The following is a 14,900-nucleotide window of genomic DNA, read 5'->3' on the forward strand; positions in this document are numbered from 1 at the left end:
ATGACAAACGACAGCATTGTAGTAGGTGTAGACATTGGAAGTACTAAGGTAGCCGTAGTGGCTGCTCAGGGTTCGCCTTATTCTAAGAGGGATACGATTGAAATACTGGGATTCAGTGAAGTGCCAATCGCCCCGGGAGCTGTGATGAACGGCTCGGTCGAAAATGTAAAGCAGGTAGGCGATGCCATTCGCACGGCCCTGCATGAGGTATCGGTGCTGTCGGACCTGGACATTGGTCTTGTAAATGTCAGCTTTGGTGGAATGCATGTAAAAGTAAGCGAGCAGAACGACGGTGTGATCCGTCCGACGTCATCGGCGGGTGATGAAGTAACCCAGCGCGACGTGGATCAGCTCGTGGACGATATGTTCCGTGCCAAAACAGAAGCCAACTATGACGTCATGCACGTGTTCCCGAAGGAGTTTGTGGTGGATGGCACCAGAGGCGTACGGGAGCCGGTAGGGCGTACAGGTATCAAGCTGGGAGGGGATTTCCTGGTAGTATCTGCCAATAACCAGTCCATCCAGCGTACGATCAAGAGTCTGGCGATGGCTGATAAAAGCCTGCGCTACGACAAAATGCTGTACGCGCCGGTAGCAACCGCACTGGCTGTACTGGAAGAAGAAGAAATGAAAGCGGGAATCGCTTTGGTAGATATTGGTGATCATACTACTGATCTGGCTATCTATCATGAGGGTATATTACGTTACATTGCTACTTTCCCGATAGCAGGCCGTCACATTACTTCGGACTTGCGGGTAGGATGTGGTATACAGCCTGACAATGCCGAGCAGCTGAAGAAAGAGTACGGTACCGCTCTGTCGGAAGATACTCCGCTGAATATAGAAGTACTTGTCAACTACCTTGCGGGCCGTGCGCCTAAGCAGGTGTTGAAAAAGAACGTAGCACTGATCATCGAAGAGCGGCTCAAGGAGATAGCCGCCATGGTGTATGCCAAAATTCTGGAGTCAGGCTATGCCGATGAACTCATCGGTGGAATTGTACTTACCGGAGGTACCGCAAACATCTTTGACATTGAGAAGTTATTTAGTAGAGTGTGTGATGAAATGCCCGTGCGGGTAGGTATACCTGAGCGGCTGGCTCATACACCCAAGGCCGATGCTGTAAGTAATACCTCCTACGCCACCGCACTCGGATTAGCGTGGGCCAGCATGAGGCCGATAGATTCTCGTGTCAAATCAGTATGTAAATCCAGCGAGCCCAGTGGCTACAGCTATTCCCAACGGATAGAGCCGCAACCTGTGAAAGCACCCGTAAAGGAAAGTAGTGGAGTTAGTATTTTTGGAAAGTTATTTGGACGTAAAGACTCCGACCATATAGGGGAATATGAATAATCATAAGATGCTACGTTCACCCTACCCATTAGGATCATGAATAAGAACTTACTCAGCGCCTTAGACCAGGATTACATTGTGAATGATATCGTGAAAAACACTATCGCGAGTGGAAACGGATCGCTGGAACCCTCCATCATTAAAGTGATTGGAGTAGGAGGCGGTGGTAGCAATGCAGTCAACTACATGTTTGAGAACAAAATCAAAGATGTAGAATTCGCTATTTGTAATACCGACCGGCAGGCATTACACAAAAGCCCTGTTCCTATCAAAATTCAGCTCGGTGCTAATCTGACTCAAGGATTAGGAGCGGGTACTGACGCTACTAAAGGTCGCGAAGCAGCCCTGGAGACCATTGAAGAGATCAAGGGACTGCTGGGAGGCGCTACTCAGATGGTATTCATCACGGCCGGTATGGGTGGTGGTACGGGTACCGGTGCGGCTCCTGTTATAGCCCAGGTGGCTAAAGAGATGGGGAAGCTGACCGTAGCGGTAGTAACGGCACCCTATACCTGGGAGGGGCTTGACAAGAAAGAGCAGGCCTTGGAAGGTATTGAGCAGCTCAAGCAGTATAGCGATACAGTACTGGTCGTTCTGAACGATAAGCTCGAAGAACTGTTCGAAGATATGACGCTGACGCAGGCCTTTGCCGAGGCTGACAGCATACTTCTTAATGCCGTAAAGAGTATTTCCGAGATTATTACCACCAGTGGTAATATCAACACCGACTTTAAAGACGTAGAGAAGGTACTCAAAAGCGCCGGACAGTCGGTAATGGGAACGGCCGATGCCGAAGGCGAAGACAGAGCGTATCAGGCTATCAAGCAGGCGCTGGATTCTCCGCTGCTGAACGATCGTACGATCACGGGTGCCAAGCGTATATTAGTAACCCTGGCTACCAGTAAGAAGAAGGAAGCTACCATGCGCGAGCAGCGTGAAATATGGAAGTATGTACTTTCGCAGGTGCAGGGCGAGGCTCGTATGTTCAAGTTAGGTACGATCACTGACGACTCACTAGGCGACAGACTACGGGTAACCATAGTGGCAGCTGGCTTTGATAGTATCGAGTCACCCGTTCCGGGAGTTACTATTCCTGTTCGTCCTAAGCCTACGCCTGAACCCGTAGTATCACCTGAGCCAGTAGTATCTACTGTTGTACAAACAGAAGAAACTTATACGCCCAATGAGGTAATAGAGAATCCTCGCCCGTTACCTCCTAAGATAGAAGAGCAACCAATCGCTATCAAATCCGAGGCCGAAACACCCACCGGTGGTGTATCAGGGGGAGGCTACGTGGTAATGATGGACGAACCTACTGTTATCATAGATGAGCCGGCTTCCGCAAGTACTTCCTATGGGTACGAAGAAGCAGTGGACGGCTGGTCAAATGAGGAGCGGCAGCGGATACGCGATATGGTACGACGCTTCCGGGATGGAGCAATCAAGTATTCCGAGCTCGAATCTCCCGCCTATCGTCGCAGCCAGATTGAGCTTTGTCGGCGTCCTGCTATTCCGGCCCATGAGATGGAACAACACCGGTTAAACTAACTACCGGATAATTTTAAAAAGAAGAGGTGCCTTCCGGAGAAGGCACCTCTTCTTTTTGGTGGTACGTACTACCTGTCAAAGCCGGATCAACTGCTGCGCCTGCATATCCAGCAGCTCATTGTATAGATCGTTGGTAATAGTACCGTTGGAGAAATAGCTCCTGATCTGTCCCAGCTTTACACGCAGAGCCAGGGTATTCATACCCAGATAGCTGAATACATCATTAAGATGACTCAACGCGATAATGGCTCCCTGGGGATTGGACGAGAGACCAACCAGAGCTGCTTTTTTGTTTGTAAAGCTATTGGGGTAGGGGAGTCCGTCTATAAATGCCTTCAGTACCCCCGGATAGGAACCATTGTATTCAGGTACGATAAATACAAATTTTTCCGCTTCATCAACCAGTTTCCTGAGTTGGTTAAATGCTTCACTTTTACCATTATTACTGTACAAAGCAGATACCGTAAAGTCAGCCGGGAGGTCGTGCAGGTCCAGTATGGTACTGGTAGCTCCGTTGCGGTGAAGTATTTGCTGGTAGTAGTCGGCTATCTGACGTGATACGGAGTGAGGGCGGTTAGTACCTACAATAATTACAATGGGAGTAGCAGGATCGGTCATGGTTTCCTGGTAAGAAGCAAGTAAGGGAACAAGGCAATGGCGCCTTTAATACGATATAGTTGAAAAAACAATTTCCTATGGATTTGGTTCAAGCTGTCCGGTCTGAGCTACAGGTTTTCGCTGATCCGGTAAGAGCTGGGTTTGTGGCTGGGTACTTTCAGGCAAAGCCCGGCCAGTACGCCGAAGGCGATCAGTTTTGGGGAGTATCCAATCCGCAGGTACGCCAGGTAGTTCGCCGCTGGCGCACGCTGCCCGCTGATCAGCTCCTCCTCCTGCTTCATGACCCTATTCACGAGTGCCGGCTGACGGCCCTGCTGATTATAGTCGAACAGTTTGCCAAGGCTTCGGCCGGGGGGCAGAGGGAGCTCTACGATATGTACCTCAGTAACATCGAGTACATCAACAACTGGGACCTGGTAGATGCCTCGGCCCGGGATATAGTAGGTAGGTACTTATACGACAAGGACCGAAGTAGGCTGCTGGACATGGCCCGACAGCCTCATCTTTGGACGCAGCGGATAGCCATAGTAGCCACCCACTACTATATTCGTAAAGGGGAGTACCAGGATACACTGGCCGTGTCCCGGGTACTGCTCGCGCATACCCACCACCTGATCCATAAGGCCATAGGGTGGATGCTCCGTGAAGTAGGAAAGCGTGATCTGGACGTGCTGGAGGAGTTTTTGCATGAGCATATCCGTGAGGTACCACGTACTTCATTACGCTATGCCATCGAGCGGCTCCCGCCTTCCCGGCGTCAATACTACCTCTCTCTTTGAGGTTACAATACATTTATTACTATATTTGAAGCCTCATTATGTCGTGAGTTCACCGTTAAGAGTCAGAAGGTGTTGCTCTTAGAGGTTGCGCGATTAACCTACTACTGCTTATGTCTTGGTTTGTTCGGAAAGAAAAGGGGATTAATACCCCAACTGAAATGAAACGCGAAGCCCCCGATGGGCTTTGGTATCAGTGTCCCAGTTGTAAGAAAATTACGCACACGCGTGAGCACAAGATGAATGCTTACACGTGTACGCACTGCAACTACCACGATAAGATTGGCTCGGAAGCCTACTTTGAGCTTCTGTTTGATAATAATGCCTTCACCGAACTGGATGCTACCATGCGGTCAGGTGATCCCCTTAAGTTTATAGATACCAAGCCCTATCCGGACCGTATCCGTACTACCATGCTCAAGACCGGCCTTAAAGATGCCGTACGTACTGCGCATGGTAAGATGAACGATCAGAATATCACCATAGCCTGTATGGACTTCAACTTCATCGGAGGGTCAATGGGCTCGGTAGTAGGTGAGAAGATCTCCCGGGCTATTGATTATTCGCTGGAGCACAAGCAGCCTTTCCTCATGATCTCCCGTTCGGGGGGTGCCCGTATGATGGAAGCGGGTCTGTCGCTGATGCAGATGGCCAAGACATCCGCTAAGCTGGCGCTGCTCTCGGAGGCGAAGATTCCATACATCTCCCTGCTGACCGATCCTACGACGGGTGGTGTAACAGCTTCCTACGCTATGCTGGGCGACTTCAACATTTCTGAGCCGGGCGCTCTTATCGGATTTGCCGGCCCCCGGGTTATACGGGAAACTATCGGTAAAGACTTACCTAAAGGCTTTCAGAGTGCTGAGTTTGTACTTGAGCACGGCTTCCTTGATTTTATTGTAGATCGCAAAGACCTGAAAGATAAGCTGAGCAGCTTGCTGAAGATACTAAGCTAACCCTATGCGCCTGGTTTCCCACCCTGTGTTGTGCAACTACTACGTAACGTACCGTTGTAACGCTACCTGTAGCTTCTGCGACATCTGGGAGCGTCCCTCGCCGTACGTTACCGTCGAGAACGCGCGGCAGAACTTCCGGGACCTGAAACGACTGGGTGTAAAAGTAGTAGACTTTACAGGTGGTGAGCCCCTGCTGCACCGCCAGCTCGATGAGTTACTGCGTGAGGCCAAGGCTTTGGGTATGATCACTACCGTTACTACTAACGGACTGTTGTACCCAAAGTACGCCCAAAAGCTCCGGGGGCTGATCGATATGCTGCACCTGTCCCTCGACTCCCCTCATCGTGAAGAGCATGATCTCTCACGCGGTGTCAAGTGCTATGACAAGGTAATGGAATCCATCGAGGTAGCCCGGAGCCTTGGGGAGCGCCCCGATATCATCTTCACCGTTTTTGAAAGCAATGTACATCAGATCCGACAGGTGTGGGAGGAGGTTTGCTTGCCCAATAACCTGGTGCTGATTCTGAACCCGGTATTTGAGTATAATACGGTCGGGGGCAACTTGTCCAAAGAGGCCTTACGCGAACTGGTACAGTGGGGGAAGCAGAAGAATGTATACCTCAACGAAGCCTTTGTGCAGCTACGGCTCGACGGGGGCAACCATACCGAAGCTCCCGTATGCAAAGCCGGTAGTACTACACTGGTTATATCACCTGAGAATAAGCTGGTACTGCCCTGCTACCATCTGGGGCTGAAAGAACTCCCTATTGAAGGCAACCTCCACGACCTGTACCTGTCCGAAGAAGTACAGAAGCTGGTGGCTCTGGAAGGGCGTCTGCCGGCCTGTGAGGGCTGCGCCATCAACTGCTACATGCAGCCTTCCTTTGCCGTTGAACTAAACAAGTACTGGTGGAAGGCGCTGCCAAGTACCCTTAAGTACAACCGCATCAAAGGTACCTGGAAGCAAATGATCAGGTTCTGACACCTTACAGGCAGTTGTCGCGCCGGCGGGTATCCGTAATACCGGCAATCTTCCATCCCTCCGTAGTTTTGACCAGCGTAAAGGCATTGACGCCGCAGTGGCTGAACTTGCTCCCTATATAAAACTTGTATGGCGTCCATACAATCGCCATAGGTCCGTCTATCTGTACTTTTACATTGTAGATACGTTCATCCCACACCTCATCGTGTGGAGTACCTATGGCATTGATGAAGCCCTCAATGGCATCTTTACGTACCTTCACGGTACCATCAGATGCAGTAGTGACAGACTGCAGGGAGGCATCGGGCAGAAAGGCCCTGCGTACCAGGGACGAATCACCGGACCGCATACCTGTAAACAGCTGGTCTACCACGGCTCGTGCAGCGGATTCCTCACTCTTCGTTTGCGCCTTTACGGGCATAGAAGTAAAAGCAGCGATGGTACCTGCCACAAGCGCTGCCCGTAGGAGTGACACTATCATAGAAATTGGTATAGTTTTTTGAATGGAGTAACTTTACAATCCTTTCTGAATTACAATAAAATGTCCGACAAAATAGCTAAAAAGGTAAACATCGAGAACCGCCGTGCCTCGTTTGAATATTTTTTTCTGGAAACATTCTCGGCTGGGATGATGCTCACCGGTACCGAAATCAAATCTATCCGCCAGGGAAAGGCCAATCTCCAGGATGCCTACTGCCTGTTCATGGGGGAGGAGCTATTCATCCGGAACATGCACATCTCTCCCTATACCGAAGGTACCCATTATAACCACGAGCCTCTCCGCGACCGCAAGCTGCTACTGACCAAACGCGAACTACGTCGCCTGAATGATAAGCTGAAAGATCAGGGACTGACCATTATTCCCGTTCGATTATACACCAGCGACCGTGGGCTCGCCAAACTGGAGGTAGCACTGGCCAAAGGAAAGAAACTCTACGACAAGCGGGAGTCAATCAAGGAGAAGGATATCAAACGGGAAACTGACCGGATGGGTTTTTAACAACCTGCAGATTACGGGTTGAGAACGACCGTCTGCCAAAGTTATTTCTTCTGCTGCTCTTTGGTGATTTTACCAACATTTAACCTGACTATTACGTTATTAATGAGGGGAAATGCATATATTGGTAGGAAGAAATCATATCTAGATCCATGGGCAGGAAAGTTTTGGTTCTTAATCAAGATTACAGTGCATTAAGTGTTTGTTCGGTACCTAAGGCTTTTTTGCTGGTTTATATGAACAAGGCGGAGTTGTTGGCAGAGTCATCCACCCATGTACTACGGAGTGTAAGGGAGGTGTTTCCTATGCCTACTGTTATTCGTCTGCATCGCTACGTCCACTTACCCTATCGCGGTGTTATGATGACACGGCAGAACATCTTTAAGCGGGATGGTAACCGGTGTCAGTACTGTGGTACCAGCGACGATCTTACGCTTGACCACGTACTACCTAAGTCGCGTGGTGGCAAAACCAACTGGGACAACCTGGCTACCGCTTGCAAGCGCTGCAATTCCCGCAAAGGCGACTATACACCCGAAGAGGCGAATATGCCCTTACGTCAGCGCCCCTTCAAGCCTTCTTTCCTGATGTTCCTGCGCGACTTTTCGGGCGTTGTGGACGATGGCTGGCTACCTTACCTGGGCGCCAAAGAAGCCATCTACTAAGCAAGCCGATTGTATTATATAGTTCAGAGGCTCAAGTTTTTACAGAATTCGTAAAAACTTGAGCCTCTGTGTTTTCCTTTTTTTTAATTTTCCTATCTTTGCGGTCTATTTTTACGAGAGTAATAGCATGTATCACTAATTTTCAGCCTTTTAGCTCGGAGGCTGATGTAGCTCAGAGCGATTCTATAAACTATTTATGGCAAAAGGAAGACAAAGCCAAGCACTCCCCGACTTCGATTGGGAAAAGGCCGATGACAAAGGTTTCGGCACCGGTTATTCAGCCGCCGAACGTACTCGTTTGGAGGAAATGTACGAAAATACTCTTTCTCCTATCCAGGAAAAAGAAGTAGTAAAAGGAACTGTGGTAGGTATCACCGACCGCGAAGTTATTTTGAACATTGGATTCAAATCTGACGGCCTGGTGTCGTACAACGAATTCCGTGACATTCCTAATCTGAAGATTGGAGATGAGGTAGAAGTTTACGTAGAAAATCAGGAAGATGCTCAGGGACAGCTGGTGCTTTCACGTAAGAAAGCGAAAGTAATCACTGCCTGGGATAATATTCAGAAGTCATTTGACGAGGATCTGGTGATCGACGCCACTGTGAAGCGCAGAACGAAGGGTGGTCTGATCGTGGATATCTTCGGTATCGAAGCCTTCTTGCCAGGTTCACAAATCGATGTGAAGCCTATCCGTGACTTCGACGTATTTGTTGGTAAGCGCATGGAGGTGAAGGTTGTGAAGATCAACTACGCTAACGATAACGTAGTAGTATCGCACAAGATCCTGATCGAGAAAGATCTCGAAGCTCAGCGTCAGCAAATCCTCAACAACCTCGAGAAAGGCCAGGTACTCGAAGGTGTTATCAAGAACATGACCAACTTCGGTGTGTTCATCGACCTCGGTGGTGTAGACGGTCTGTTGCACATCACAGATATCTCATGGGGACGTATCAACCACCCATCAGAACTGCTGAGCCTCGACCAGAAACTCAACGTAGTAGTACTCGACTTCGACGAAGAGAAGAAGCGTATCTCACTAGGTCTGAAGCAGCTTCAGGCTCATCCTTGGGATTCACTGCAGGAAGAAATTCAGGTTGGTTCCAAAGTATCGGGCCGTATCGTGAATGTAGCTGATTACGGTGCATTCCTTGAGATCCGTCCGGGTGTTGAAGGTCTGATCCACGTTTCTGAAATGTCGTGGTCACAGCACCTGCGCAACCCACAGGAGTTCATGAGCGTAGGCGACGAGATCGAAGCAGTAGTACTTACCCTGGATCGTCAGGAGCGTAAGATGTCACTTGGCATTAAGCAACTGACCGAAGATCCCTGGACTCAGGCTGACCTGAAAGGTAAGTATGCTATCGGTACCCGTCACAAAGGTATTGTTCGTAACCTGACCAACTTCGGTCTGTTCATCGAGCTGGAAGAAGGAATCGACGGTCTTGTACACGTATCTGACCTGTCTTGGACTAAGAAGATTAAGCACCCTTCTGACTTCATCAAAGTAGGTGAGGAACTGGAAGTGGTAGTACTTGAGCTTGATGCCGACAACCGTCGTCTGGCTCTGGGCCACAAGCAGCTCGAAGAAAACCCATGGGATACTTTTGAGTCTATCTTCGCAGTAGGTTCAGTACACCGTTGTACTATCGTATCTAAAGGTGATAAGTTTGCTACTCTTGAGCTTCCTTACGGAATCGAAGGTGTAGTAGTTCTGAAAAACCTCGCGAAAGAAGATGGTAGCGTAGCTGAAGTAGGTGAGAGCCTTGACTTCACTGTACTCGAATTCTCTAAGGACGAGAAGAAGATTGTCCTGTCTCATACCAAGGTATGGCAAGGCGGTGGCGTAGAGGAGAAAAAAGAGGAAAGAGCTAAGAAACCAACTGCTAAAGCCGATGCTCCTGCCGCTAAAGAAGTAGAGAAAGCTACCTTTGGTGACCTTGACGTTCTGTCTGCTCTGAAAGAACAAATGGAAGAGACAGAAAAGAAAGATAAAAAAGCTGCGAAAAAAGACGGCAAAGACGAGGAGTAATCTGAATAATTTATAATTTTGCGCCAGCTTAGCTGGAAGTAGTACCAACTACACCAGCTAAGCGGCTCATAAGGTTCCGTGGCCGAGCGGCTAGGCAGAGGTCTGCAAAACCTTGTACAGCGGTTCGAATCCGCTCGGAACCTCCCCCAAAAGTGTAGGGATTTGATACCCTTGTAATGCTTTTCGATAAACGGAAAAATACCATTTGTGCTACCCGTACACTGTACATGCACAAATGGTATTTTTTTTGGTAAATACCTGACGTGCAAACGCTATTAGGGTAAGTAAAAAGGCTTAAAAAGAAGTTCTGAGATTAGAAAAAGTATAAATAAGTAGGTACTATAAAATATCAAAGAAATACTTTTGTGGATAAAAAATCGTGCAGTAGATTTGTGTGATGAAGAATCAATGAATAACTGATTATGTATAAACAAATTAAAAAAATCTCTCTTTTTGGCCGAAAAATATCAGTTAGGACTTCACTATTTACTCTCTTGGTGGCCCTTCTGGTTGGTCTAACACAAGTCTCGGCTCAGGACGCAGCTGCCCCTGCTGATGGAGCTGCTAGTGGTGCTGCCGCAGATGCAGGCGGAGGAGCATCCGGGGACGCCGCCAAAGGCGAAGCCCTCTTCAAAAACAACTGTGCCGCCTGTCATGCCGTTACAGCTGAAAAGTCTGTAGGACCAGGTTTGAAAGGAATCACACAACGTCGTGATTTCGATTGGTTAGTAAAGTGGATCCATAACTCACAGGCGGTAATCGCCAGCGGTGATCCGTATGCGGTAAAGCTTTACAACGAGTACAACCAGGCACAGATGACTCCGTTCCCTAATTTGTCAGAAGACGATATTAGGGGAATTCTTGCTTACATCGAGCAGGCCAACGCTGCTCCTGCTGCTGGTGCCGCTCCCGCTGCTGGTGCTGCTGCTGGTGGTGCCGCTGGTGGTGCTACTGTACAGTCAGGCGCTCCGTCTGATCTTTTTGTACTGGTACTTGTTGCATTACTGGTTGTGATGCTGCTGGTATTGGGTGTGTTGCTGGTTATCGTAACTATTCTTTCTAAAGCCGTTAGCGGAGATACCACTACTCCCGAAGGAGAGAAGGTAAACTTTGCTGATCGTCTGAAGCGTAATCTGCTTACTGCTGCCAACAACCCTGCTATCCGTTCTGCTACCATCTGGGTGTTTATCCTTCTGGTTGCAAAAGCTACTATCGATGGTACGTATAGCATCGGTATCCAGCAGGGCTATGCTCCTAAGCAGCCTATTGCATTTTCTCACAAGCTACATGCAGGAGAGTATGCCATCGACTGTAACTACTGTCACACGGGTGTGAATCGTAGTAAGTCGGCTCACATTCCTTCGGCTAACATCTGTATGAACTGCCACGGTGTGATCAAGAACGAATCTCCTGAAATTCAAAAAATATACGCAGCCATCGAGAACAATCAACCTATCGAGTGGGTGCGGGTTCATAACCTTCCTGACTTCGCGTACTTCAATCACTCACAGCACGTAAATGTTGCGGGTCTGGAGTGTCAGCAGTGCCACGGCGAAATCCAGCAGATGGAAGTAGTAGAGCAACGTTCATCTCTGACCATGGGATGGTGTATTGACTGTCACCGTAAGACGGATGTCAATACTAAAGGCAATGCTTACTATGACAATCTGGTGCAGCTGCATGATAAGTATAGCGAAGGTACTTTGAAGGTATCGGATATAGGTGGTTTGGAATGTTCAAAGTGTCACTACTAATCGCCTGAGTGAAATTCCGAAATACATTTAATTTGTATTGAACAACTTTATGGAAAATAATAAAAAAAGGTACTGGCGGGGTCTTGAAGAGTTACGTAACGACGAAAACTTTGTCAAGAACGCCGAAAGAGAATTTGCCGAGCTTACTCCCGGTGAAGAAAAAGAATATCAGAGTATAGTCGATGGAACCAATACCCATCGACGTGATTTCCTTAAGGTACTTGGTTTTGGAATGGCGGCTGTTTCTCTGGCTGCCTGTGATGCTCCAGTTACCAAAGCAGTTCCTTATCTTAATAAGCCTGAGGGTGAATATCCAACCCTTGACAACTGGTATGCTTCTACCTATGCAGAAGGCAGCGAGTACAACAGCATACTTGTAAAAACACGCGAAGGACGTCCCGTTAAACTGGAGCCCAACAGCATGTCTAGCCTGACACACGGTGTTAGTGCACGCGTGCAGTCATCTCTACTTGGACTGTACGATGTAGAAAAGCTGAAAGGCCCACAAAAAGGAGATGATACTAAAGTAAGCTGGGAGATGGTAGATCGCGAGATCACTACTCAACTGGCACAGGTTGCAGGTCGCAATGGCGCTATTCGTATCGTGTCTCCAACTATAATGAGCCCTTCTACAAAGGCCGTTATTGCTGATTTCACTGCGAAGTACCCTTCAACAACTCACATCATGTACGATGCGAACTCTCTATCGGCTATCAGAAGAGCCAATGAAGAGTCGTTCGGACAGCCCGTGTTCCCTTCGTATGATCTTACTAAAGCTAAGGTTATCGTGGGTATCGATGCTGACTTCCTGGGTACCTGGGTTAATCCTGCCTTCTTCGATACGCAATATGCAGCTACTCGTAAGGTAAGCAGTGCTCCTAACGGAAAGAAAGACATGTCTCGTCACTACCAGTTCGAGTCTGATTTCTCTCTGACCGGTGCTAATGCCGATTACCGTACTCCGGTTAAACCTTCGCAGTCAGCTCTTGTAGTAACAGCTTTATATAATAGAGTAGCTTCAAAACTGGGTGGTAAGACTATCACTGCACCGGCCATTGAAGTGGCTAACCTGGACAAGGCCGCTACTGACCTGGTAGCTGCACAGGGACAGGCCGTAGTAATCTGCGGATTGAATGATCCGGCTGCTCAGGTTGTAACCAACGCCCTGAACAGCCTGCTGGGTAGCTACAGCTCTACCATTGACCTGGGAACCCCATTGAATGTACACCAGGGTAATGACCTTGCCATGAATGGCTTCATCGATGAAGTAAAAGGTGGCAGAATAGGAGCTGTTATTTTCTTAGGTGCTAATCCGGTATATGATCACCCACGTGGTGCTGAACTGGCGCAGGCACTTCCTAAGGTACCTCTAAGCATTTCAATCGCTGATCGTGCGGATGAAACGGCTTCATTAGTAAAATATATCTGCCCTGCCCCTCACTACCTTGAGTCATGGGGTGATTCAGAGCCCAGAACTGGCTACTATAGCTTGACCCAGCCTACCATCAGCCGTATCTTCAATACGCGTCAGGGACAGGAAAGTCTTCTAACCTGGGCTGGTCTTCCGGCTAATTATCATGAGTACATCAGATCCTTCTGGCGTAGAAACGTATTTACTCAGGGTGGCGGAGGAAACTTCGACGATTTCTGGGTAAAGTCTCTGCACGATGGAGTATTTGAGCGTAAGGCAGCTCCGGCTGCCGGAGCCACTTTTGCTGGTAATGTAGATGCAGCAGCTTCTGCTATTGCAAGAACAGGTGCTGCGAGTGGTTCTGCTCAAGGAATTGAGCTTATTATATATGAAAAAGTAGGTATGGGTACCGGCCGCTGGGCCAATAGCCCATGGCTGCAGGAGTTCCCTGATCCAATGACCAAGGCTACCTGGGATAACTATGCCAAGCTGTCCAAGAAGACGGCCGCAGATTTGGGTGTTGAGCAGGGAGATCTGGTACGCGTAGAGGCCAAAGGTGGCTACGCAGTCGAACTGCCAGTACTGGTTCAGCCCGGTCTTGCGAATGGTGCCGTAGCAATTGCTATCGGTTATGGCCGCGAGAAAGCAGGGAAAGCTGGAAATGGAGTAGGGGTGAATGCTTACCCGATGGCTGCTTTTGTAGGTGGTTTCCTTTCCTTCCGTCCGGGTACTGTGAATGTGACTAAAGCGGGTGGATCTCGTGAAATAGCGCAGACACAAACTCACGAAACTGTAATGAGCCGTGAGTCAGTAATTCAGGAAACGATTCTAAGTGAATATAAGAAAAATAATGCGGCAGGTCGCTTTATTCCGGAAGTAGAAACTTCGGAGGGACCTGTTCACGCTCCTGACCTGTCACTGTGGAACGGTCACAAATATCCGAACCACTCATGGGGTATGGTTATCGACCTTAACTCATGTACGGGTTGTGGATCCTGTGTGGTCAGCTGTCAGGCTGAAAACAACGTACCGGTAGTAGGACGTCAGGAAGTGGCAAGACGTCGCGAAATGCACTGGATTCGTATCGACCGCTACTATAGCAGCGATGCGGAAGAAGGTGATTTCAAAGGACAAGAAATAGCTGCTGAAAATCCAGCTGTTGTATTCCAGCCTATGCTGTGCCAGCACTGCCAGAACGCACCTTGCGAAACGGTATGTCCGGTTGCTGCTACGACTCACAGCCACGAAGGTCTCAACCAGATGACCTACAACCGTTGTGTTGGTACCCGTTACTGTGCTAACAACTGTCCTTATAAAGTACGTCGCTTTAACTGGTTCAAGTACTTCGATAACGACAATTTCGACTACCACTTTAACAATGACCTTGGTAAAATGGTAATCAACCCAGAGGTTACTGTTCGTTCACGTGGAGTTATTGAGAAGTGCTCATTCTGTGTGCAGCGTATCCAGGAAGGTAAACTGACTGCTAAGAAAGAAAGAAGACGTCCGAAGGATGGCGAAATCGTTACAGCTTGTGCTCAGTCATGCCCAACAAGTGCGATAGTTTTTGGTGATTTGAACGATCCTACCAGTCTTGTTTCTCAGCTAGCCCAAACCGAGAGAAAAGGTGGACGTGGCTTCCAGGTGATCGAAGAGATCAATACCCGGCCACAGATTACTTATCTGGTAAAGGTTAAAAACGTAGATGCAGATGCCACAGCAACACGCGATGAGGAAGGTGAAGTTAAAACACCTCATACCGTAGATACCTAGGCGCGAGCATTAACAGATCATATCAATTGAATAGC

At 48.6% G+C, this 14,900-nt stretch carries 12 protein-coding genes and 1 tRNA gene; 11 read left to right on the top strand and 2 right to left on the bottom strand.

Features of this window, described 5'->3' with window-relative positions; genetic code table 11:
- Positions 1-1,353, top strand: a complete 1,353-nt coding sequence (ftsA, locus tag JTN23_RS15760) for a cell division protein FtsA (protein WP_247235822.1) — start codon at positions 1-3, stop codon at positions 1,351-1,353.
- 36 nt (positions 1,354-1,389) lie between these two features.
- Positions 1,390-2,901, top strand: a complete 1,512-nt coding sequence (ftsZ, locus tag JTN23_RS15765) for a cell division protein FtsZ (protein ID WP_247235823.1) — start codon at positions 1,390-1,392, stop codon at positions 2,899-2,901.
- A gap of 75 nt (positions 2,902-2,976) precedes the next feature.
- Here the strand turns inward: ftsZ and JTN23_RS15770 are convergent, their stop codons facing one another.
- A complete protein-coding gene (locus JTN23_RS15770) occupies positions 2,977-3,519 on the bottom strand; it encodes an NADPH-dependent FMN reductase (protein ID WP_247235825.1) in 543 nt (180 codons plus the stop codon).
- Between the two features lie 77 nt (positions 3,520-3,596).
- On the opposite strand from JTN23_RS15770, the gene JTN23_RS15775 reads away from it, so the two are divergent.
- From JTN23_RS15775 to JTN23_RS15785, 3 genes are all read left to right on the top strand, one after another.
- The gene (locus JTN23_RS15775; RefSeq protein ID WP_247235827.1) at positions 3,597-4,298 is read left to right on the top strand and encodes a DNA alkylation repair protein; all 702 of its coding nucleotides are present in this window, start codon (positions 3,597-3,599) and stop codon (positions 4,296-4,298) included.
- A gap of 110 nt (positions 4,299-4,408) precedes the next feature.
- Entirely contained in the window at positions 4,409-5,251 is an 843-nt protein-coding gene (gene accD / locus JTN23_RS15780; protein WP_247235829.1) for an acetyl-CoA carboxylase, carboxyltransferase subunit beta, read from the top strand.
- Positions 5,252-5,255: 4 nt separating this feature from the next.
- On the top strand, positions 5,256-6,233 hold the full coding sequence (locus JTN23_RS15785; RefSeq protein ID WP_247235831.1) for a radical SAM protein: 978 nt from the start codon (positions 5,256-5,258) through the stop codon (positions 6,231-6,233).
- A gap of 4 nt (positions 6,234-6,237) precedes the next feature.
- Here JTN23_RS15785 and JTN23_RS15790 read toward each other — a convergent pair whose 3' ends face one another.
- Positions 6,238-6,714, bottom strand: a complete 477-nt coding sequence (locus JTN23_RS15790; protein WP_247235833.1) for a nuclear transport factor 2 family protein — start codon at positions 6,712-6,714, stop codon at positions 6,238-6,240.
- Positions 6,715-6,774: 60 nt separating this feature from the next.
- Between JTN23_RS15790 and smpB the strand changes: the two genes are divergently transcribed.
- From smpB to JTN23_RS15820, 6 genes are all read left to right on the top strand, one after another.
- Positions 6,775-7,233, top strand: a complete 459-nt coding sequence (smpB, locus tag JTN23_RS15795; RefSeq protein WP_247235838.1) for an SsrA-binding protein SmpB — start codon at positions 6,775-6,777, stop codon at positions 7,231-7,233.
- 149 nt (positions 7,234-7,382) lie between these two features.
- The gene (locus JTN23_RS15800) at positions 7,383-7,895 is read left to right on the top strand and encodes an HNH endonuclease (protein WP_247235839.1); all 513 of its coding nucleotides are present in this window, start codon (positions 7,383-7,385) and stop codon (positions 7,893-7,895) included.
- Between the two features lie 196 nt (positions 7,896-8,091).
- Positions 8,092-9,927, top strand: a complete 1,836-nt coding sequence (gene rpsA / locus JTN23_RS15805) for a 30S ribosomal protein S1 (RefSeq protein ID WP_247235840.1) — start codon at positions 8,092-8,094, stop codon at positions 9,925-9,927.
- 72 nt (positions 9,928-9,999) lie between these two features.
- Positions 10,000-10,070, top strand: a tRNA-Cys gene (locus JTN23_RS15810).
- A 279-nt stretch (positions 10,071-10,349) separates the two neighbouring features.
- Complete coding sequence (locus JTN23_RS15815; protein ID WP_247235845.1) at positions 10,350-11,681, top strand: c-type cytochrome; 1,332 nt, start codon at positions 10,350-10,352, stop codon at positions 11,679-11,681.
- Positions 11,682-11,730: 49 nt separating this feature from the next.
- Positions 11,731-14,865, top strand: coding sequence for a TAT-variant-translocated molybdopterin oxidoreductase (locus tag JTN23_RS15820; protein ID WP_247235848.1), 3,135 nt, complete (start codon positions 11,731-11,733; stop codon positions 14,863-14,865).
- The last annotated feature ends 35 nt before the right edge of the window (positions 14,866-14,900 follow it).

It is taken from the genome of Telluribacter roseus (genome assembly GCF_017355915.2).
Taxonomy (GTDB): Bacteria; Bacteroidota; Bacteroidia; order Cytophagales; family Spirosomataceae; genus Telluribacter.